Annotated in this window: 17 protein-coding genes; 9 read left to right on the forward strand and 8 right to left on the reverse strand. The window is 46.7% G+C overall.

The genetic code is table 11. From position 1 onward, the window contains the following. Window positions 1–71: 71 nt before the first annotated feature. Entirely contained in the window at window positions 72–1,331 is a 1,260-nt protein-coding gene (gene uxuA / locus BLU47_RS00790) for a mannonate dehydratase (RefSeq protein WP_091957241.1), read from the reverse strand. Window positions 1,332–1,540: 209 nt separating this feature from the next. On the opposite strand from uxuA, the gene nhaD reads away from it, so the two are divergent. Further along, window positions 1,541–2,872, forward strand: a complete 1,332-nt coding sequence (gene nhaD, locus BLU47_RS00795) for a sodium:proton antiporter NhaD (RefSeq protein ID WP_091957242.1) — start codon at window positions 1,541–1,543, stop codon at window positions 2,870–2,872. A gap of 29 nt (window positions 2,873–2,901) precedes the next feature. After that, window positions 2,902–3,969, forward strand: coding sequence for a GTP pyrophosphokinase (locus BLU47_RS00800; RefSeq protein WP_091957244.1), 1,068 nt, complete (start codon window positions 2,902–2,904; stop codon window positions 3,967–3,969). 1 nt (window position 3,970) lies between these two features. On the opposite strand, the gene BLU47_RS00805 is transcribed toward BLU47_RS00800, so the two are convergent. Beyond that, a complete protein-coding gene (locus BLU47_RS00805; protein ID WP_091957246.1) occupies window positions 3,971–5,992 on the reverse strand; it encodes a PAS domain-containing sensor histidine kinase in 2,022 nt (673 codons plus the stop codon). A 10-nt stretch (window positions 5,993–6,002) separates the two neighbouring features. After that, the gene (locus tag BLU47_RS00810; protein ID WP_091957248.1) at window positions 6,003–8,087 is read right to left on the reverse strand and encodes a PAS domain-containing sensor histidine kinase; all 2,085 of its coding nucleotides are present in this window, start codon (window positions 8,085–8,087) and stop codon (window positions 6,003–6,005) included. A gap of 129 nt (window positions 8,088–8,216) precedes the next feature. Here BLU47_RS00810 and frr point away from each other — a divergent pair, with 129 nt between their 5' ends. Next, window positions 8,217–8,777, forward strand: coding sequence for a ribosome recycling factor (gene frr, locus BLU47_RS00815; RefSeq protein ID WP_091957249.1), 561 nt, complete (start codon window positions 8,217–8,219; stop codon window positions 8,775–8,777). Continuing rightward, window positions 8,778–9,701, forward strand: coding sequence for a ribosome small subunit-dependent GTPase A (gene rsgA, locus BLU47_RS00820; RefSeq protein WP_091957251.1), 924 nt, complete (start codon window positions 8,778–8,780; stop codon window positions 9,699–9,701). A 22-nt stretch (window positions 9,702–9,723) separates the two neighbouring features. Here rsgA and BLU47_RS00825 read toward each other — a convergent pair whose 3' ends face one another. The 3 genes from BLU47_RS00825 to BLU47_RS00830 are packed head-to-tail and all read right to left on the reverse strand — an operon-like array spanning window position 9,724 to window position 11,725. Further along, window positions 9,724–10,578: an aldose 1-epimerase family protein gene (locus tag BLU47_RS00825; protein ID WP_091957253.1), complete on the reverse strand. Its 855-nt coding sequence runs from the start codon at window positions 10,576–10,578 to the stop codon at window positions 9,724–9,726. A 22-nt stretch (window positions 10,579–10,600) separates the two neighbouring features. Next, the gene (locus BLU47_RS14455) at window positions 10,601–10,765 is read right to left on the reverse strand and encodes a type II toxin-antitoxin system antitoxin (RefSeq protein WP_143025413.1); all 165 of its coding nucleotides are present in this window, start codon (window positions 10,763–10,765) and stop codon (window positions 10,601–10,603) included. Window positions 10,766–10,768: 3 nt separating this feature from the next. Then, complete coding sequence (locus BLU47_RS00830; RefSeq protein ID WP_091957254.1) at window positions 10,769–11,725, reverse strand: SPFH domain-containing protein; 957 nt, start codon at window positions 11,723–11,725, stop codon at window positions 10,769–10,771. A 119-nt stretch (window positions 11,726–11,844) separates the two neighbouring features. On the opposite strand from BLU47_RS00830, the gene mnmA reads away from it, so the two are divergent. After that, the gene (gene mnmA / locus BLU47_RS00835; RefSeq protein ID WP_091957256.1) at window positions 11,845–12,954 is read left to right on the forward strand and encodes a tRNA 2-thiouridine(34) synthase MnmA; all 1,110 of its coding nucleotides are present in this window, start codon (window positions 11,845–11,847) and stop codon (window positions 12,952–12,954) included. 10 nt (window positions 12,955–12,964) lie between these two features. Here mnmA and BLU47_RS00840 read toward each other — a convergent pair whose 3' ends face one another. Beyond that, window positions 12,965–15,643 carry a pectinesterase family protein gene (locus BLU47_RS00840; protein WP_091957257.1) on the reverse strand — a complete coding sequence of 893 codons (2,679 nt, stop codon included), beginning with the start codon at window positions 15,641–15,643 and terminating at the stop codon, window positions 12,965–12,967. Between the two features lie 282 nt (window positions 15,644–15,925). Between BLU47_RS00840 and BLU47_RS00845 the strand changes: the two genes are divergently transcribed. The 4 genes from BLU47_RS00845 to recA all read left to right on the forward strand — a co-directional run bounded on the left by BLU47_RS00845 (window position 15,926) and on the right by recA (window position 20,118). Next, window positions 15,926–17,071 carry a hypothetical protein gene (locus tag BLU47_RS00845; protein ID WP_143025414.1) on the forward strand — a complete coding sequence of 382 codons (1,146 nt, stop codon included), beginning with the start codon at window positions 15,926–15,928 and terminating at the stop codon, window positions 17,069–17,071. 106 nt (window positions 17,072–17,177) lie between these two features. Beyond that, window positions 17,178–17,786 carry a DUF6621 family protein gene (locus BLU47_RS00850; RefSeq protein ID WP_091957260.1) on the forward strand — a complete coding sequence of 203 codons (609 nt, stop codon included), beginning with the start codon at window positions 17,178–17,180 and terminating at the stop codon, window positions 17,784–17,786. 17 nt (window positions 17,787–17,803) lie between these two features. Beyond that, window positions 17,804–19,042, forward strand: coding sequence for a saccharopine dehydrogenase family protein (locus BLU47_RS00855; protein WP_091957262.1), 1,239 nt, complete (start codon window positions 17,804–17,806; stop codon window positions 19,040–19,042). Window positions 19,043–19,092: 50 nt separating this feature from the next. Then, on the forward strand, window positions 19,093–20,118 hold the full coding sequence (gene recA / locus BLU47_RS00860; RefSeq protein ID WP_091957263.1) for a recombinase RecA: 1,026 nt from the start codon (window positions 19,093–19,095) through the stop codon (window positions 20,116–20,118). A 61-nt stretch (window positions 20,119–20,179) separates the two neighbouring features. Here recA and BLU47_RS00865 read toward each other — a convergent pair whose 3' ends face one another. Beyond that, on the reverse strand, window positions 20,180–21,586 hold the full coding sequence (locus BLU47_RS00865) for a hypothetical protein (RefSeq protein ID WP_091957265.1): 1,407 nt from the start codon (window positions 21,584–21,586) through the stop codon (window positions 20,180–20,182). Between the last annotated feature and the right edge of the window lie 99 nt (window positions 21,587–21,685).

The raw sequence follows: 21,685 nt of genomic DNA on the forward strand, positions 1-21,685 counted from the left end.
GTAGTTTGTTTTATATAAAAAGACGAAGACGCTGCGGATTCGTCCTCGCCTTTTTAGAAATTTATATTCTGTTAATCGAAGAAACCGGGTTGTTTATAATCGATACCCAACTCGCGGTCTACGGTTGCCAAGATGCCTTGCACCTGTCCGAGGGCAAACATACGGCCCAAGAGCGTATAGCCAGCATTATGACCATGACTTGACTCGTCGAACACACCACCAGGCTCATCGGTAAACGTCATACCATGATCTACACGCATGGGCAATTGCGGATTCTCCTTTTCAAAAATGCGACACAGTTCGATCAAATCGGCACGACCACCCAGGTGTGAGGCTTCCGTGAAGTCGCCGTTGGGGAAGATATGGCACGAACGCAAATGAACGAAATGGGTGCGTGAAGCAAACTTCTTAGCCAGGTCAACCACATTATTATAGGTACCTGCCGACAGCGATCCTGCACAGAACGTCAAGCCATTGTGCTTGTTGGGAACAGCATCCAAGAACCACTGGATATCCTCCTCAGTACGCACGATGCGAGGAAGTCCGAGAATCTCAATGGGAGGATCGTCAGGATGCACACACATATTCATGTTACACTCTTCGCAAACAGGCATGATGGCTGAGAGGAAATACTTCATGTTCTCACGCAACTGAGCCTTGTCAATACCCTTGTACAGGTCGAGGAACTCACGGAACTTCTGAACGGGAGCCTCATCATTCTCACTGAAATTACCACTCACGAAGCCTTGCGTCTTGATGACAATGGTTTCCACCAACTTGTGGTCCTTCTCAGGAGTCATCGTCTTGGCAAGTTCTTCACACTCTGCCAACACATTTCTATTTATCTTTTCTCCTTTCTCATTTCTCATTTCGAAGTTAGCCCATTCCTCACGAGCGCCTGGACGCTTCAGAATGTAGATATCGAAATAGGCAAACTCGGCATAGTTGAAGTAGAGGTTGGTAGCACCGTTGGGATTGTCGTGGAACAAATCGGTACGCGCCCAGTCCAGCACGGGCATGAAGTTGTAGCAGATGCAGTGGATGCCCTCAGCAGCCAAGTTGCGAAGGCTCTCTTTATACACCTCTATCTGATGATCGCGGTCTGGGCCTCCGTACTTGATGGTTTCCACCACAGGAAGACTCTCCACCACACTCCAGCGCATTCCAAAGCTCTCGATATACATGCGCAGGTCGTGAATCTTCTCACGAGTCCATACTTCACCAAGGGGTACATCGTGCAAAGCGGTCACAATACCTTCCACACCAATTTGTCTCAACTGGGCAAGTGTAATCTTATCCTTCTTGCCAAACCAACGCCATGTTCTTTCCATAATTTTATTGCATTTTAGTTATTTCAATTTTGCAAAGATACAACTTTTCTGCCAAACAACAAAGGAAAAGCGCGATAAAACACAAAAAAGAAATAGGACAGACCATTTAGACCTTGCGAAAGTCGAGAAACAAAATAAAATGCTCAAAAGATTTGGCAGTGACACAAATAATGCCTACCTTTGCATCATTGAATCTATCTACTAAAAACATGTCTACATTAACAATTTGTATTTGTGTAGCTTTCATAACAGGTTATCTGTGTATAGCCCTTGAAAGCCTTACTAGAGTCAACAAGGCCGCAATAGCCCTGCTGATGTGTGTTGTATGCTGGACCCTCCTGATGGTCGACCCCGCAAGTTTCTACCCTGCAGTAACTGGCGATAGTGTGATACATCACATTGCCGAAGTCATTGAACATCATCTCGGTGATGCTGCGGGTACTCTTTTCTTCCTGATGGGAGCAATGACCATTGTTGAGATTGTCGACTCTAATGGGGGATTTAACTTCGTCCGTGATACCATGAAGACCCGTTCCAAGCGGAAACTACTCTGGCGCGTGGCTTTCATGACCTTTTTCCTGTCTGCCATCCTGGACAACCTAACGACTTCCATCGTTATGATTATGGTACTGAGAAAACTAGTTCAGAGTCGTGGTGACCGACTCATCTATGCCGCATTGGTCATCATTTCTGCCAACTCCGGTGGCGCTTTCTCACCCATCGGCGATGTTACGACTATCATGTTGTGGATCAAGGGCGTTATTACCACTCAGGGTGTGATTAGCGAGATTTTCATCCCTTCTCTCGTGTCGATGATTATTCCTGCAGCTATTCTCAGTATGCATCTTAACGGCAAGTTTGACAAGGAAAATAACCTGCCAAAGGCTGAAGTCAGCCAGTTCACCAAGGTTCAACGCGATATTATCTTCTGGCTGGGTGTAGGAGGTCTTATCTTCGTACCTATATTTAAGACTATCACCCACCTGCCTCCGTTCATGGGTATACTCCTTGTCCTTGGTATATTATGGACTACCACTGAGATATTCCATTACAACACGGCAGAAGACGACACGATGGCTAAGCGTGTAAGTGACATCATGTCAAAAATTGACCTTTCTACGATCATGTTCTTCTTGGGCATTCTGATGGCTGTTGCCGTATTGCAGGAAGTGGGTGTACTGACGTTGCTTGGACAAGGTCTCGATGCCACTTTCGAGGGTAACCACTATCTCGTAACGGGTATCATTGGTGTACTTTCAAGCATTGTCGATAATGTGCCTCTTGTTGCAGGATGCATGGGCATGTATCCCGTACAGGCTGCGGGTGACTTGGCCGTAGACGGAATCTTCTGGCAACTACTGGCCTATTGTGCCGGCGTCGGTGGTTCCATGCTGATTATAGGCTCGGCTGCCGGTGTCGTTGTCATGGGACTTGAAAAAATCACTTTCGGATGGTATATGAAGAAGATAACATGGATTGTCTTTGTGGGATACCTCGCCGGCATCTTCACTTATTGGTTGGAAAAAACATTCATATTCTAGACTTTCAGAAAGGGTACTAAACAAAGAAGATGAGTGGTGTAAAACTAGACCAACACGGTAAGGAACTGCTTCAGCAGTATCGTGAGCTTCGCCCGACACTAGATAAGTTGTCGGGCGAAGCATACGATTTATTACGTCACGAACTGCGAAAACAGGGAATCTACGTCACAGCCATCGAGCACCGTGTAAAGACGGAGAAGTCTCTGGCTGGAAAGTTGGAAATAAAAGGTTCAAAATACAAAACCATCGACGACATCACCGACCTGGTAGGTCTGCGCATCATCACCTTCTATACTGATGAAGTTGACAAGGTTGCGGTCATCGCCCAAGGGATATTCGACATTGACTGGCAGGAGAGTGTCGACAAGCGCATGTTGCACGACCTGGATGCTTTCGGATATAACTCGCTACACTATATCTGTCGGCTTAAAACAGGCGGACCGCGCTTTGAACTGCAAATGCGAACAGCCCTACAACATGTATGGTCTACTATCGAGCACGATACAGGCTACAAGGGTGACGTAAAGATTCCACGCGAATACATGCGACAGTTCAATCGTCTGGCAGGTATGATGGAACTGATGGACGATGAGTTCAGTCGTCTACGTCTTGTACTTACCGACTACCGCCGTCATACCTTGGCTTTAGTGAAAAGCGGACATTTGGACGACGTACCTCTGTCGCTCGGTTCATTCCGCAAATATCTTGAACTGAAGCCCTTCGATCGGCTGAACAGACGCATCGCATCCGTCAACCAAGCCGAGATATATCCTGTCAGTGTCATGTCCTATCTGCCTGTGCTTGAATCGTTCGGACTAGAGACACTTGGCGATGTGCAACGCTTCATTGACGAGAATAGTGAAGATGCCTATCAACTGGCACTCTCGCAACTGGCCATCACCGACCTTGACATCCTTGCTTCCAACACAGCCCTGCAGCACCTCTGTCTGGTCCATGTACTGAAACACAATGGCGGACGCGAAGGTTTAAAGTCGGTCTACGACATCATCAACGGCCAGAACGAGACTAACGAGATGCTAGCAGACCTCATGATAGAACAAGCAAAAACGCTGTCGTTCATGCAGGAAAAGAAATAACTCACACTGGTATCCAAAACCAGAAGGTAGAGCCTTCACCGAACTTACTCTCTACGCCAATGTCACCATTGCATCGGTCAACAATTGCTTTGCAGATAGAAAGGCCAAGACCTGTTCCCTGAATATAGTCGTTGAGTTTGACGAAACGTTCGAAGACACGTCCCAGTTGATCGTCAGGGATACCAGCACCAGTGTCTTCGCAATAAACATATAATCCTTGTTTTCCTTCACGCTCCTCTAATCGATAACCCACGCGGATGTGTCCTTGATGAGTATATTTAACAGCATTTGTGACAAAATTGGTAATAACCTGCTGGATACGAGACTTATCGATGCTGACAAGCAACGTATCACAAGGATTATCACTCTGGAACTCAACAGAAGGTTCCTGAACACGTTCAGAAAGGGACTTGCAAATATCATTAAACTCAATAGCGAAATCAACCATTTCAGGTCGAATTTGCATAGCATTGGCATCTACATTTGAGAGCACCAGAATGTCATTGATCAGACGCAACAACATATCACAGTTATTATGGATGATACGAATCATCTCGTGTTTCTCTTCAGGCGACTCTACGGCTTGTAACAAATCAGAAAAACCCACAATAGCATTCAACGGAGTACGTATCTCGTGTGTCATATTAGCAAGGAACACACTCTTCTGATGACCGGAGTCCTTGGCGCGCTCCGTCTCGCGTTTCAGCAGTTCCTGCTTGTGCATAATGTCATTGATGTTACGCCAGATACCAAAACTACCCTTCAAATGCCCCTTATCGTCATATTCGGGAATACTGTTAATCTGCACCCAAAGCGGTCCGTTGATAGACTCAGAGTGTCTCGGACAAATCTGTCCGACATAGACTAATGGATGGTCAAGAGCCTTATAAAGATCTGACAGAGAACGCACGAACTCATCATCTTTATTGACAAAGATTTCCCTCATCTCATTCATTGTAATACTACGCACGATGGTACTTAGTCCACTATAAAACTCAATACGATCTTCCTCAATGATGGCGCGCCATGCCTCCATCTTACAACCCTCCATCATATAGCGGAGCTCGGTCTCGTAAAGCTGGATGGCTTCCTTGGCCTTCTGTATCTGCTCATCATTGAGCTTTTGCTGCAGGTAGAGTTTTCGTTCCTCAGAAATATCGCGGGCAGCCACGGCCAAATAGACCACATGCCCCAGACTATCGAGAATAGGGTGTACACGTATTTCAAGATACACATACATATTACGCTCAGGAACGACACTCAACGAACACGCCCAATAATCTTCTAGGTTATTACGGTCAAGGACTTCGTTAAAGGGAGCCACGTCAAACAAATTCGTATTGGAGAAGTAGGAATCCCCTTCGTCACTATCGAAATTACAGATAACACGCATCTGCCGGTTAGCATCTATAAGCCATCCGTCTGCCGAATAGAATGACAAACCGATGATGGAGTTCTCAAAAATCTGTTTATATCGCTTAGACAAGGCGGTTTCCTGCTCCTGCTGCTCATACAAATTTGTCTGGTCTACAAGTGCACTGATGATGGTTACCGGCTGGGGGACTCCGTCAACATACTCCGCCACACTGGTATTATGGAGGTATCCCCACTGAGGAGCACCTTCATCAAAGTTAAAATTCCACCTATAGTCGAACTCCACACTTGTCCCTTCGCCTCGTATCAAAGAGCGGATATTCTCAAGCACCGTGTCTAGGTCATCGGGATGCACATGCTGCTTATATGTCTCCACATTGATGTCTCCTTTACTGAGCATATAACCACTCAACTGACTGACAATCCCCTTGTGAACATCATAGATAATGACATTCGAGGCACTGATCTTGAGGGTCTTCTCCATCATGTCATGAATATCAAGTGTACTATTGACGCTACGGAGTACTCGTCGTTTCACAAGTCGGTTCATGATAATCATGACAACAGCTGCTATGATTACCAAAATAACCATCACCATGGGTATGAACTGAGCCAATAGAAGGCTATATATTATAGACAGTATCATCATATCTCACCAATTATACTACACGTCGCTCAATGACTTTAGCCTCACAGGGAATAGACACCCATACGGTTGTGCCCTTGCCCAGTTCTGACTCCATCTCGATGGTTCCACCCATCTGTTGGACCAGCAACTGAACGATAGGCAGGTCAAGACCCGTACCACAAAGTTCTTCTTTTTGATTACGCACGAAACGGTCGAAGACATGAGGTAATGTCTGCGCATCAATACCGACCCCAGAGTCCTCTATAGCCACCGTCAGCTCACCGCGGCGATACTCATAGCGGGCACTGACCGTACCTTCCTCGGTGAAATAGGTGCTCAGCATACACAATTTCTCTATTACCTTACCGAGGTTGCCCTCGTCAATGTTGACAACCAGTCGCTCGTATGGATTGTCAATAATGGGCTTCACCTTCGGATTCATTCCACTCCAGCCTATCTGACAATGACTCTCAAAGACCTGGGCGAAATCAATATCTGCCTTGGTATATTCAATCATATTGGCATCTAGTCGAGAAAGGAACAAGATGTCGTTGATTAGCCTTAACAACGTGTTCGCGCTCTGTTTAATCTGCTCTACGAAGAAAGGCTCGTCTGCTTCATCATGTTCCGACTCAAACAATTCGGCAAAGCCAACCACATTGTTTAATGGCGTGCGAATCTCATAACTCATATTGGTCAGGAACGACTGTTTCAACAACTCCGTTTCTTGGGCTTTTTGGGTTTCTACAGCTAATCGGCGTTCCGTTTCAACAATATCCGTCATGTTTCGGCACATGCCGAAATAACGTTCTACATGCCCTTCCTTGTCGAGCATGGGCACCAAGTTAAACATTAACCATATCTGACGACCTTTTTCATCGCGAATTTCCGTCTCAATGGTCTCCTGGATATTATATTTCGACAAATGGTCCATACGATTCAGCACGCTGGAGATAGTACGACGAAAACGGGGAGAGCCCAGACGAATGCAGCGCAACTGCGACAAGCGTAACTTCGTCTCGTTGACCGTATCTGACATCTCGAAGGTAAAACGATTGGGATAGTAGTTCATAAAACGCACACCACTGACCCGAAGGGCATAGTTGATGTTATGTACATACTCTTCAATGTTCTTGATAGCTTTGCGTAGCCGCTCGGCACCTTCCTGCTGGCGGTGGAAAGACTCTACCATCTCCGTGATGTCACATCCGCTCATATACACGCCCTCTAATTCACCCTGTGCATTTCGGATAGGGTTGATGGTGGAGTCATAGTACATTTTGCCAGACATCCCCAACCGTTCAAAGTCATAATGGGGTCCTTGGAACTGAGAAAAATCAATAATCGTCGATGTACGTGTATTTTCCATTTGCTGCAAATCGATACCGCTGAACATCGGGTTGTTCTGCAACTTGAACTTTTCTCCCATAATCATTTCCTTGTCAGTAACGCCAAAAGTTTGACAGGCCTTTTCGTTAAGGTCCAGCAAAACGCCATCTTTGTCGTAATAAGCCATATCCAGCAAGGAAGAGTTGAACACCGTATGATAACGCATCAACAACTGGTTCACTTTCTCTTTTTTACGCACATCGTCCGTAATGTCATGTTGTATGCCTAACACTTTGGAAACAAAGCCAAACTTATCATATCGAGCCACAGAAATATTCATTTCGTAGCATCGGTGTTCTCCATTATAATCAGACCTGCCATGTATCGTTACCTTAGATGTTGAGTTCTTCATATCACAGACATCAAAAACAGCCTGACGCAACTGTTCAATTTGGTCACGGTCAAACTGCTGTGCAAACTCAATGGGATTTAAATCCTTACCATAGGTCCCCTCATCGGTTAGATAGGAGTAATGACGCTTGGCAACCTCATAAACCCAAATACGTAGTTTGCCTGCCTTCAGCACCAAAGCCAGACGAGCATTCTGACTCTTACGTTCTTTGTTGGCTTCTTGTCGTTTGTAGACATACAGACGATTATAGAAGAACAATACGAATACACCTATCAGAATAATAGCCACAACATAAGAAACGACATGGTCAAAATCCAAAGGTCTTCCAATGTGCGTCACTTGTGCTATTAATGCTGTCAACAGGGATAACGACATATGTTATAGGCAATTAGTAGTTACTATTAAGGGGCAAAGATATAAAACTTAAATCATACCACCAAATTTTTTGGTCGTTTTCAGAAATTTTTCGTATCTTTGCACGCAAATACTTTTAATTATCCGAATATGATTGACGTAAAACAGACATTAGCTCAAGCAGAAGAGCGCATGGAGATGGCTGCCATGTTCCTGGAAGAGGAACTGAGCCGTGTTCGTGCAGGACGCGCCAACGTAGCCATTCTTGATGGTGTACGCGTTGAGTCTTACGGTTCAAAGGTCCCCTTGAACCAAGTTGCCAACATCTCGACTCCCGATGCCCGTACCATTGCTATCAAGCCATGGGACAAGAAGCAGATTCGCGACATTGAGAAAGCCATCATGGACTCTGACGTGGGCATCACGCCTGAGAACAATGGTGAGATTATCCGTTTAGGCATTCCCCAGCCCACTGAGGAACGTCGTCGTGACCTGGTGAAGCAGTGCAATAAGATTGCCGAGAAGGCCAAGGTGGAGGTGCGCAACGTACGTGCAGATATCAAGGACAAACTGAAGAAAGCCATCAAGGACGGTCTTTCTGAGGACAACGAGAAGGATGCAGAGAACGAGTTGCAAAAAATTCACGACAAGTACATCAAGAAACTCGACGAGCTGATGGATGCCAAGAACAAGGAGATTATGACAGTCTAAATGAAGGGACTCGTCATTAAGAATACAGGAAGCTGGTACACCGTTCTTACGGACGATGACCAGCTCCTAGATTGTAAGATAAAGGGTAATTTCCGTATTAAGGGAATACGGTCTACTAATCCTTTGGCTGTAGGTGACCGTGTCACCGTTGGTGAGGGCAATTGGATTACAGAAATAGAAGATCGTCGCAACTACATCATCCGCAAATCCATCAACCTCTCCAAGCAGAGCCATATTCTGGCAGCTAATGTCGACCAAGCCTTCTTGGTGATTACCGTCAGCAAACCGGAGACATCCACGACATTCATTGACCGCTTCCTGGCCTCAGCAGAAGCCTATCGCGTTCCTGTTATCCTCATATTTAATAAGGTAGACCTGCTAAGCGACGACGAGTTGCACTACCAGCAGATGATGATCAACCTGTACGAGACAATAGGTTATGAGTGCAGGGCTATCTCTGCAACAACGGGAGTAGGTGTAGAAGAACTGCGTCCGCTACTTGAAGGTAAGATTACGCTACTCAGTGGAAACTCTGGCGTAGGCAAGTCGACACTCATCAACAGACTGGTTCCTCATGCCAACCAACGTGTAGCAGACATCAGTGAGGCACATCAGACAGGTATGCACACCACGACATTCTCAGAGATGATTCCTCTCACCTCTAGCAATAGTTGGCTCATTGACACCCCAGGAATCAAGGGCTTTGGCACCTTCGACATGGAGCGTGAGGAACTGACCAGCTATTTCAAAGAGATATTTGAGTTCTCCAAACAATGCCGCTTTAGTGACTGTACCCATACCCATGAGCCGGGTTGTGCCGTACTGAAAGCAGTTGAGGACCACTACATCGCTCAAAGCCGATATCAGTCGTATCTCTCCATGCTCGAAGACAAGGATGAAAACAAATATCGCGAAGCCTACTAAGACTTCGCGATTTCTTGTTATATTAACCTATCGTTATCGTATATTTTGACATGAATGAGGCACCTGGCAACAAGTGGTTCATCAGGGGCTTATCTTTGAACTCGCCATTGAAACCACGGGGATCGCCAATACCGTACCACGGTTCGATGCACACGAAAGGAGCCTGCTTGTCATAAGGACTCCAGAAGGCACAGACAGGCGTTTTATAGTCCACCGTAATTGCTGGCTCGCCATTGATATCCATCAGCATGGCACGATGGGTCTGGCTCTTATGAATCTTCACGGAGTCGTTACGGAAGAAATTGTTGTTAATCTCCATAATTCCCATATCTGCCTCCAAAGGCACGTCCACCATATCGTGTGAGCCGTCAGCATAGCTCTTCAGCACATCCATAGGCTCTTCGTTGTCCAGTTTTATCATACCATCTAACTTTCCACCAGGCACATTGAAGGCAGGATGTCCGCCTATCTGGAAGTGAATCTCCTGGTTGTCCGTGTTCTCTACATGCCAGATGACATGAATCTTGTTATCCTCCAAACGATAGGTGATGGCGAGGTTGAAATGATAGGGATATACCTCGAGTGTTTCTTCCGAATCATGTAGGGCAAAGGTCACCTTGTCCTCTGTCTGCGAAATCAGCGTAAAGTCCTTATCGCGTGCGAATCCATGACGAGGCAGATGATACTCCTTGCCATCCACACGATAGGTCTGGTCATTCACGCTACACACGATTGGAAACAGGATAGGCGAATGGCGAGGCCACTCTGGACCGGCTTGCCACATATACTCCCTACCCTCATTGTCTTTCACACTCTGGAGTTCTGCTCCTTTCTCAGCGACACGAATGGTCAACTGTTCGTTCTTTAGTTCTACCATAGTATTATATTTGTTTAGCTATTTATCCCTTTTTAGGCAGACGCTTGGCCTTACGCAGAGCTTCTGTGATGATCCACTGCAACTGGCCGTTGGTGCTGCGGAACTCATCCGCAGCCCAAGCCTCTATCGCATTCATGGTGTCAGCATCAACGCGCAGGATAAAACTCTTAGTCGTCTTTTCTGCCATTTATTAATGATTCAGTGTTCCTGTGTTTACCACTGGCTGAGCATTATCATCACCACAGAGCACGACAAGCAGATTGCTGACCATAGCGGCCTTCTTATCGTCGTCAAGTTCTACAATTTCCTCGTCGGAAAGTTTGTTGAGCGCCATCTTCACCATGGATACAGCGCCCTCGACAATCTTCTCGCGAGCCTGAATGATAGCATCAGCCTGCTGACGACGCAACATAACGGCTGCAATCTCAGGGGCGTATGCCAAATAGTTGATACGAGCCTCTACGACCTCAATGCCAGCCAGAGCCAGACGTTCGTCGAGTTTCTGTTCCAACTGCTCGTTAATCTCATCAGCATTCGAACGCAAGGTGGGTTCATCAGTATCGTTGTCATAGGCATACTGACCAGCCACTTGACGGAGGGCAGCATCACCCTGCACACGGACAAACTTTTCCAATGCATTCATCAGTCCCTTGGCATCTGTCCCTACCGTACTGGGATTTGAAGCCATCGTCTGGGTGTCAACCTCAAACAATGCCTTATAGGTATCCTTCAACTTCCACACCAGCACCAGTCCTATCATGATGGGGTTACCCGACTTATCATTCACCTTGATAGGTTCTGCATCAAGATTGCGGGCACGAAGACTCACCTTCTTGGTGCCATAGAAAGGATTTATCCAATAAAAGCCTGTTTCTCCGAAAGTTCCCGAATACTTGCCGAACCAAGTGATGACTCTGGCCTCGTTAGGCTCCAACTGGAGGAAACTGCACATGCAGATGATATCCGGCACCAACAACAGGATGCTACCAACCAGAAGCCAGACGCCATTTGTTCCATTGCTATCATCCAGTTGGATAATTCCGAAGACAATGCCTACAACAGCAGCAAATAACAGTGCCAAGACCAAGAACAGCATTACAAAGCCGTTCAGAACTGTACCTTTAAATTTGAATTCTTTTGTTTCCATACCACTTTAATATTTAATCTATTCTATGATATCATTTTGATATCGCAAAGATATGGTGACTTTTTGAAATAGCAATGGAAATGCTTGGATATTTAATATTATTTAAGTACTTTTGCAGCATGAATCTACAAGATAAGCGCATTGCAGTATTACTTTCAGGAGGTGTTGACTCCAGTGTAGTCCTTTACGAACTGGTACGTCAAGGACTTCAGCCCGACTGCTTCTACATCAAGATTGGTCCAGAGGAAGAAGAAGAATGGGATTGTTCCAGTGAGGAAGATCTGGAAATGGCTACAGCTGTCAGTCATAAGTATGGCTGCAAGTTGGAGGTCATTGACTGTCATAAGGAGTACTGGGACCAAGTGACCAAATACACGATGGATAAGGTACGCGCAGGATTCACCCCCAACCCTGATGTGATGTGCAATCGCCTTATCAAGTTTGGCGCCTTCCACGAGAAGCGAGGACACGACTACGACCTCATTGCCACAGGGCACTACGCCACGACGGAGGAAGAAGAAATCTCAGAAACAGTAAATGGTCAATTGTCAAATCGTAAATTGAAATGGCTCTGCACCAGTCCCGACCCCGTGAAGGACCAGACTGACTTTTTGGCACAAATCTACGACTGGCAACTGGAGAAGGCCCTGTTCCCCATAGGTCACATGATGAAAGAAGAGGTACGCGAGATTGCTGAGCGCGAACACCTGGTGAATGCCAAGCGTAAGGACTCGCAGGGCATCTGTTTCCTGGGAAAGATCAACTATAACGACTATCTGCGCCGCTATCTGGGTGAGTTGCCTGGAGATGTTATTGAATTAGAAACCGGAAAGAAGATAGGCAAACACAAAGGCCATTGGTTCCACACCATCGGACAACGCAAGGGTATGGGACTAGGTGGTGGTCCGTGGTTTGTCATCAAGAAAGACATTGAGCAGAACATCATCTACGTGTCTCACGGCTATGACCCTGCAGATGCCTACACCCAAGACTTCCCCATCCACGACTTCCACAGCATCAATGGTGTGTTGCCCCCTACGGATATCACCTTGAAGATTCGCCACACCCCCGAGTATTTGCCTGCCAAACTGGAACCAATGGGCGAAGGCCGATATATGGTACATGCCGAAGCTCCCATACATGGTGTTGCACCAGGTCAATTCTGCGTCGTATATGACAATCGCCACCACCGTTGCTACGGCAGTGGCGAGATTACAACAAATCTATAGACACTGTTTTCTATTTAGCAATAACTTTCGTTGTCCGGACTGAACCGTCAGCCAATGTCTCGCGAACGATGTTCAACCCATGCTGCAAATGCTGAACTTGGCGTCCATCGATAGTAAAATACTGACGGCCAACAACTTCCGAAGATCTTGCATTCACCGTTCGGATGGCTGTTGGTGTCATTGAAATATACTCACCCATCAGACTATTCAGATAAATTTCCAAAGCCGTATAGCCCTCAGCCGAAGCCACCAGCTTGCCATCCTCAGGGTCTGCAGGATTCAGTCCATGAGCAGTTTCCCATTCATCAGCCATTCCGTCATGGTCATTGTCCACCACAGGCGTTGCTGCTGCATAAGTGGACCAGCCTTCCGCATCGTCTGGCGAATCGATGAAACCTGCTTTATTGAGTGTTGTGCCCTTATACAGAGCCTGTTTATTGCGCACTTCATTCACGATACGGACTTCCGTCTGGTCACGATTGATGGTACCTGCCTTATCCAACACATGTTCGTAAGCCTCCTCTGCACTCTCCGTGGGAGTACGGTAGGAGTCATAATCCTCAAACTTACATTTGTCCAGACGCGTAACCTCCGCAGAGGGATACACCAGCGTTTCCGACTTCATGCCAGCCACCGTATAGGAGGTATTGTTATGGATGGCACTCCAGTTATCATTAGTGGCACTGCTACTCCCCTCCATAACATTGTCTGCAAAATACCAGCGTGAGGGGTTAGGGTTAAGCGTCTTTCCACTACGAGCAGCTGAGAGTTCCATGAAATAGCTTCCACTAGGTGTTGAAGGACCTGGCTTATAATAGTTGCCTACAAAATTGCACTCATGCGAGCTATATGTTCCTGCTTCGTTCTCGCCACCATAGCAGGAGTTTTTCTTGCCCCAGTTATAGTTTACATTATTGAAATACTCCATGAACACATTACGGTCTTCCGTCGTACTCGAGGCACCATTCAGACGCGAACTGCGATTGTAGTTGTGAGCCAGCAGGTTGTGGTGATAGGTAGCAGGCGAGCCACCCCACTGGTTGGCATAGCTGCGAGCGCCCTTCTGGTGACCAGCGTCGTAAAGGCCCTCGTGGACGATACACCACTGGACGGTAGTGAAGTGGTTGTCATACATGGTCATATTCTCCTCGCCACTCCAACCAAAACAGCAGTGGTCGATAATGACATTCTTGGCATTCTCCAAGCCAAAGCCTGCTCCTTTGATGAAGCGGCTGTCAGTAGGTTTAGCCAGGTCGGCCTCATCGATATCACCAATACGGAAACGCAGGTTACGGATAATCAGATTGTCAGAACCTCCAAAGTTCATCTTGCCTCCACGAATCAGGATGCCCTCGCCTGGAGCCGTCTGACCAGCAATGGTCACATTCTTCAGGTTGGCACGCAGGTCGCGCACTTTCTGAGCATTGGGTTGTATCTTGATGACACCACTCACGCGGAAGACGATGGTGGCATTCTCCTTTCCAGCTACAGTCAACGCCCAACGTAGAGAGCCCTCGCTAGGATTCTTAGGATCATCCTCCAGATTGGTTACCTCCACGACCTTGCCTCCTCGTCCGCCCGTGACGTATTTACCAAAGCCGCGAGCCGTGGGGAAAGCCAGCAATTTGTTCTCAAGTGGGGCATAGTCGTCTGTAGTCTTGTGAGCTGCAATCACGCTTTCCGGATCGAAGGCAGAGGCACTGGTATTGATGGCACGATAGGCGGCATCCACCTTTGCCCAGGTGTTCACCTTGTCGTAGTCGGCATCCGTCAACTGATGGCTCCAACTGATACGACTCGATACATCTGCCAATGCAGAGCCATTCTTGCTCTTATATTCAGCATAGTACGACTTGGTACCGTCGTTTCCTCCCATCGTCTCCCATCCTGCAGTCTTGATGACGTTATTCAGCTGGCAGTTCAGAAACATGCTTCCACACTTCTCTTCAGCCCAGCAACGTCCCAGTGACACGCTATTGTCGCTGACTCCACTGGCTTTGGTCACCATACACTCGTTGAAGATGAATCCCAACCAAATCTTTGTTCCATCCTCAGCAGTGGTATAAACCGTGATGTCTTCAGGAGCAGTAATATAGCCACCAGCCACGCAGTTCAGCGTACAATGATCAAACCAACAGGTGCCACCAGCATAAATATAGTCCGTTGCGCCCTCTATGACGCACTCTTTGTAGTAGCTGCGCACACCTTTCTTCGTACGATGGGTGTCCTGATAGCCTGCTATCTTGCAATGGTAGAACGTAGAACAGTCACCATCCATATGCAGAGCCAACGCCTGACCAGCTGCCTTTCCGCCTGTATTCTGAATACAGATGTCCTGAGCATAAAAGTCCGGTGCGAAGACACCCAGTGTAGCATAGTCGCGCACATCCTTTCCGCTTCCGATGTTATTTTTACCATTAGCTGCAGTGATGATGGTTTTATCCATACCCTCGCCTATCAGCGAAATACACTTGGTAGAAGGCTTCGAGCGCTTACCTATCTTCACCATTTCATCATAGGTGCCGGCTTTCACCATAATCGTTGCCGTCTCGCCTTCTGCCACTGCGTCTATAGCGGCCTGAACGGTAGTATAGTCACCACTTCCGTCTTTGCTGACTGTTAAGGTTTTCTGTGCCCAAGCACCTAAAGCCATAACAATGGCTGTCAGCATCATCAATTGTCTTTTCATATCAAGTTTGTTTTGTTTTAATTCGTTCGGTTTATAATTTATAGACGAATCGGCGTCGGGTTTGTCACATTATTATATAAGAAAAATCACCACGCGAGGTTCCCACTCGCATAAAGTATGGATTCGCTATGTCTCTGATGACAAAATGTCCGAATAAGCGTCTATTCTATAACTAATCGGCAAAAATATTTGGCGTTTTCAAGGAAAAGCCCTATATTTGCACCGACTTATGTGTCAAGAAACAAAACAAATAACATATTTATAAACTAAAACAAAAAGCGTATGAAGAAAATTTTTACTCTTATTTCTGTAGCACTTTGTGTTATGAGTGTGAATGCACAAGAGACTTCTAATCAGGAGGTGATAGATGTTTCTTCCACTAAAATTAAGGAAAAGATTGAGGCATCAATTGCCAACCCTCAAACATTGAGCAATCCATTGTTCGTCCTTGTGACAAAAGAAGAAAAGATATTTCCTGTTGGCACATGGCAGAACGGCAATTATGAAGCTGTAACAGGCGGTTCCCCAATTGCTCTTAAGAACTTTCCATGGGAAGCTTCTACAGAGAATTTGGTTTTAAAAGCAAATTCGACCTTAAATGCTGATGCAACAGATAATGGAGAGGCTTGGCAGTATAAAATCGGTGCCAAGGAAGACTATAAAGGGACTCCAGCTCTGAGTGTAGATGGTTGCGATCCCCAGTACTTTGATTATATCATGCCAAAGACGGGTAATCCCAGTCCTGCTTATAAGGATTTCTACGAGTATCCTGCCAAGAAAGATAGTGAAAATAAGGATATGGTTGATGAGCAAGGCAATTTGATTCCGGATTATGATGGTGACCCCATCCATCGTATTTTGGATCCTGAATGGAAACCAGGCGGCCATGATCTTCCTGCAAAGGGATGTTTCTATGAGTTTACTGCTAAAAAGGATGGAGTTTTGAAGATTGCTATCTGCCTGAACAAGAATCTTAATGCCAATAAACTATATATTATTGATGAGTCAACAAAGGATGAAGGTTATAAGTTGTTGGGTAATGACCAGTTGACTATTAGTGGTTTCCGTAATGGAAATACCTTTGAGACAGAAAGTGATCGTGGTACAACCAATTTGGTTGCTTGGACATTGACTGATAATTATTTGATAACAACTGCTAATATTGATAATGGTGGCACTAATCGTCCTTTCTTTGGTTATGTATCATTTAATGTAAAAGCTAATGTGACTTATATGGCAATGAGTCCTAAGAGTCAACTTGGTCTGTTTGGTGTTGCATTCACCCCCAATAGCGCTTCTGGCATCAACACCATCAAGGCTGCTGAGCAGAATGCCAACGCTCCTATCTACAACCTCGCTGGTCAGCAGGTTGACAAGAGCTACAAGGGCGTAGTAATCCAGAACGGTAAGAAGATGGTTCAGAAGTAATACGACTCTCTAACAAATAACTGTCGAGGCTGCCCATAACGGACAGCCTCGCTTTTTTCTCTGAAAAGTTTGGAGGATTGAAGGGAATTGCGTAACTTTGCAAAGTATGAAAGAAAGCAAATGGAACGAGCATGTTATCCTTGTTGACGCCGACTATGTAGACAAGGTGGCATTCGGCCTGACGGTGAATTTCGAGCGCATGATAGGACGACGGATTCCACAGGCAGATATGGCCAAATGGTTGGAATGCGTAGCACTGGACGGAGGACTCAGACCTATAGACAGAGGTGAGAGGCCAGAGGTGAGAGGTGAGAGAAATGTTCAGGTGGTGCTTTTACACAAGCATCAGCAGATGAAGAACTTTATTCCTGGCGCGTTCGACGAACTGGACGGAAAAGCATTCATAGGTCCACTGGGCGAATTCCAAATCAGCTGTGTACCCGTCGAGGACCTGACGACAATGGAAGACCTCTTCGTCGACTCAATGCAGATTATCGCCAATGCCGCAGAAGTCAAGCGCCTCATCGTGGTGCCCGATGCAGAACATATATATAATAATGTACGCGAGGGCCTTCGCCATGCTGACGAAGAGAAACACATCACAGTACTGACCATGCAACCTATGCAGGGAGGAAATTTCCGACAGGAAATACTGGGCTATTCGCTGATGGCAGCATTGGGCATCCGTGCAGACGAAATAAATAGTAAATCGTGAAATAGAAAAATAGTCAAATGAGTAGAGTACTAATGATTGGCGCCGGTGGCGTCGCAACAGTAGCAGCATTCAAGATAGCACAGAATGCTGACGTGTTTACTGAGTTCATGATTGCATCTCGTCGTAAAGCGAAATGCGACAAGATAGTAGAGGACATCAAGAAGGCTGGCTACAAGCTGAACATCCAGACGGCACAGGTGGATGCTGACGATGTGGAGCAGCTAAAGGCGTTGTTCAACGACTACAAACCCGAGCTGGTTATCAACCTCGCACTGCCCTACCAGGACCTGACCATCATGGAGGCCTGTCTGGCCTGTGGATGCTCTTATCTGGACACTGCCAACTACGAACCCAAGGACGAGGCTCACTTCGAGTACTCTTGGCAATGGGCTTATCGTGAGAAGTTCGAGAAGGCCGGACTGACTGCCATCCTCGGATGCGGCTTCGACCCAGGAGTAACCAGCATCTATACGGCTTATGCTGCTAAGCACCACTTCAAGGAAATCCAGTATCTCGATATCGTCGACTGCAACGCAGGCGACCACCACAAGGCTTTCGCCACCAACTTCAACCCAGAGATTAACATCCGTGAGATTACCCAGAAAGGACTCTATTGGGAAAATGGGAAATGGGTAGAAACGGAACCTCTGGAGATTCACAAAGACCTCACCTACCCCAACATCGGTCCGCGCGACAGCTACCTGCTGCACCACGAGGAAATCGAGTCACTCGTCATCAACTATCCCACCATCAAGCGTGCACGCTTCTGGATGACCTTCGGTCAGCAGTATCTGAAGCACCTTGAGGTGATACAGAACATCGGCATGAGCCGTATTGATGAGGTGGAATACGAAGCGCCACTAGCCGATGGCACAGGTACTGCCAAAGTGAAGATTGTTCCCCTGCAGTTCCTGAAGGCCGTTCTGCCTAATCCTCAGGATCTGGGCGAGAACTATGAGGGCGAGACCTCTATCGGTTGTCGCATCCGTGGTATCGGAAACGATGGCAAGGAACATACCTATTATGTATATAACAACTGCTCACACCGTGCAGCCTACGAGGAGACTGGTATGCAGGGCGTCAGCTACACAACAGGTGTGCCTGCCATGATTGGTGCCATGATGTTCTGCAAGGGACTTTGGAAGAAGCCTGGTGTCCACAACGTTGAGGAATTCGATCCTGATCCCTTCATGGAACAACTCAACAAACAGGGGCTTCCTTGGCACGAAATCCACGATGGCGACTTGGAGTTATAAAAAAAGAGGTGATCCTATCAACAGTAAATCGTTAAATTTTATATTAAGATATGGCTAAGAAAGAAAAAGAAGAGGAGCAGTTGTCTCCACAAGAACAAAGAATGAAAGCCCTGCAGGCTGCAATGGCGAAGATTGAAAAGGACTTCGGCAAGGGCGCTATCATGAAGATGGGCGACGAGAAGATAGAAAACGTAGAGGTTATACCCACTGGCTCCATCGGTCTGAATGCCGCACTGGGTGTTGGTGGCTACCCCAAGGGACGAATTATCGAGATATATGGTCCTGAGTCTTCAGGTAAGACAACTCTGGCTATCCACGCTATTGCCGAGGTTCAGAAAGCCGGTGGTGTAGCAGCCTTCATCGACGCAGAGCACGCCTTCGACCGCTTCTATGCAGAGAAGTTAGGTGTCGACATCGCCAACCTTTACATCTCACAACCCGACAATGGTGAACAGGCATTGGAGATTGCCGACCAGCTGATACGCTCCAGCGCTGTTGACCTACTGATTGTCGACTCTGTAGCCGCCTTGACTCCTAAGAAGGAGATTGAGGGCGACATGGGCGACTCAGCAGTAGGTCTGCATGCACGTCTGATGTCACAGGCTCTGCGTAAGCTGACAGGTACCATCTCCAAAACCAAGACAACCTGTATCTTCATCAACCAACTGCGTGAGAAGATTGGTGTCATGTTTGGAAATCCTGAGACCACCACTGGTGGTAATGCCCTGAAGTTCTATGCCTCTGTACGTCTGGACATCCGCAAGGTGACATCTGTCAAGGATGGTGACAACATCATTGGCAACCAGGTACGCGTCAAGGTCGTCAAGAACAAGGTGGCTCCTCCCTTCCGCAAGGCTGAGTTTGAAATCATGTTTGGTGAGGGTATCAGCAAGATTGGCGAAATCGTCGACCTGGCTACTGAGTATAACATCATCAAGAAGAGTGGCTCATGGTTCTCGTATGGCGAGACAAAACTTGGACAGGGGCGCGATGCCGTGAAGGATATGTTAAAAGACAATCCTGAGCTGTGCGATGAACTGGAAGCCAAGATTATGGAAGCTATCAAAGCACAATAACACTATAAGGCATAAAAAAGGGGCTCTTCTCGAGAAGAGCCCCTTTTTTATGCGATATCACTTATTCGTTTATCGGTGTTCCTGTTTTCATTTTTCCACCAGCAATACCACCGCCTCTTCTTGAATGCTTGCCTTTTGCATTCTTGGAACCCTGACGGGCTTTGGCAGAAGCAACGGATCCTTGCTCGTTGAACTTCACATCGAGGATAACACCATTAGAACGGGCATACAGCCACATGTCATTACCCTCGCTGTCTGAAATCTTGGAGTTAGGCTCACCCACAGCCATCAGGACTTCGTCCTTTGTCATACCGGGAATGACACGACCTTCGCGGATAGCAGCACGCGTTTCCTTGCTAGTGGTACGAGCCATACCTTCACCCAAGCCAAACACACGTCCGAAGTAGTCGTCGTTCTTGTCGTTGAGACCACCTTGCTCGTCAACTTGTGAGAAAGTGATATCCTTATAATAGACACGACGGGTTTCCGTGTCACGCATGGTCAGCGTATAGAAATTGCCCTTGATAGGAGTAATCTCGTCGATGATGAAACCAGTGAAGCGAGGTACAACAATATCGCGAACCTTACCAGAACCCTTACTGCTCATGCTGGTCTTAATCTTGGTGAATACGGTCTGACCCAAATATTCCTTAATGTCCTGAGATACTGCCATATTGTCATCCGTGAAGTCGAAAGATCCCTTAAACAGGAATTTCTCGTTGTCAACAATGAACTCGTCGTCACGCATACCACTGTTGGTCTTACTCATTGCTACGTTCTGGTAGAACTGATGACCATTCTCATCTTCAACGATAATCTTTACAGGGAACGAACGGGTTCCGACGCCAATGGCCTTTACCTCAACCACCTTGTTCTTCTCCTCCGTCACCTCACGATAGCCATCGCCATCATAGTCGGTGTCAACACGGAAATGCTGAGTGCGGGTCAGCAACAGCTTACCCAGCAACAGTTCGCGGGCCTTGTCAACATCACCCAGGTAAGCCAGTGTGGGAACACCTAACTTACCGAAACAATAGTCCTCAAACGTACCGTTAGGCAACTCATAATAATAGTTGCGGTTGTCATCTGCACAAGTGAAGTTGACATGGGTACGTCCATTTGACAAGAGTTCATGACCTTTATAAATCATGATACAATGGCGCAACTTTCCGCTGCTCACCTCTTTATTCGTTGTGGCATCACGGAATGTGTTTACCAACAAGTCGTATTTCTCGGGTATCACCATAAAACGCATACCTTCCTTCCAGTCACACATACTCTGGAAACGGAAGTTCTTACTCAAGAAGTCTTCATTCTCAGGCGCTGCATTCTGCTCCACAGGAGCTAACTGGTCTGGCTTGACAATAGATTTCTTCACACCCTTCGTCTTGACGATGTAAGGGTTGTCCTGGGCTATGGCTGACTGCATCGCGAAGGCGATTCCAATCATTAAAATGATTCTTTTCATGACATGAAATTTTACTGTTGATCAATATCTGGGTGCAAAGATAAGATTTTTTTTTCATACTTGTGCCAAAATGTCACCATAATATTCAAAAAAAATCAC

Source organism: Prevotella sp. tc2-28 (genome assembly GCF_900107705.1).
Lineage (GTDB): Bacteria > Bacteroidota > Bacteroidia > Bacteroidales > Bacteroidaceae > Prevotella.

Coding starts and splice junctions, on each gene's coding strand:
- uxuA (WP_091957241.1), bottom strand. CDS start 1,331: ATGGAAAGAACATGGCGTTGGTTTGGCAAGAAGGATAAGATTACACTT.
- nhaD (WP_091957242.1), top strand. CDS start 1,541: ATGTCTACATTAACAATTTGTATTTGTGTAGCTTTCATAACAGGTTAT.
- BLU47_RS00800 (WP_091957244.1), top strand. CDS start 2,902: ATGAGTGGTGTAAAACTAGACCAACACGGTAAGGAACTGCTTCAGCAG.
- BLU47_RS00805 (WP_091957246.1), bottom strand. CDS start 5,992: ATGATGATACTGTCTATAATATATAGCCTTCTATTGGCTCAGTTCATA.
- BLU47_RS00810 (WP_091957248.1), bottom strand. CDS start 8,087: ATGTCGTTATCCCTGTTGACAGCATTAATAGCACAAGTGACGCACATT.
- frr (WP_091957249.1), top strand. CDS start 8,217: ATGATTGACGTAAAACAGACATTAGCTCAAGCAGAAGAGCGCATGGAG.
- rsgA (WP_091957251.1), top strand. CDS start 8,778: ATGAAGGGACTCGTCATTAAGAATACAGGAAGCTGGTACACCGTTCTT.
- BLU47_RS00825 (WP_091957253.1), bottom strand. CDS start 10,578: ATGGTAGAACTAAAGAACGAACAGTTGACCATTCGTGTCGCTGAGAAA.
- BLU47_RS14455 (WP_143025413.1), bottom strand. CDS start 10,765: ATGGCAGAAAAGACGACTAAGAGTTTTATCCTGCGCGTTGATGCTGAC.
- BLU47_RS00830 (WP_091957254.1), bottom strand. CDS start 11,725: ATGGAAACAAAAGAATTCAAATTTAAAGGTACAGTTCTGAACGGCTTT.
- mnmA (WP_091957256.1), top strand. CDS start 11,845: ATGAATCTACAAGATAAGCGCATTGCAGTATTACTTTCAGGAGGTGTT.
- BLU47_RS00840 (WP_091957257.1), bottom strand. CDS start 15,643: ATGAAAAGACAATTGATGATGCTGACAGCCATTGTTATGGCTTTAGGT.
- BLU47_RS00845 (WP_143025414.1), top strand. CDS start 15,926: ATGAAGAAAATTTTTACTCTTATTTCTGTAGCACTTTGTGTTATGAGT.
- BLU47_RS00850 (WP_091957260.1), top strand. CDS start 17,178: ATGAAAGAAAGCAAATGGAACGAGCATGTTATCCTTGTTGACGCCGAC.
- BLU47_RS00855 (WP_091957262.1), top strand. CDS start 17,804: ATGAGTAGAGTACTAATGATTGGCGCCGGTGGCGTCGCAACAGTAGCA.
- recA (WP_091957263.1), top strand. CDS start 19,093: ATGGCTAAGAAAGAAAAAGAAGAGGAGCAGTTGTCTCCACAAGAACAA.
- BLU47_RS00865 (WP_091957265.1), bottom strand. CDS start 21,586: ATGAAAAGAATCATTTTAATGATTGGAATCGCCTTCGCGATGCAGTCA.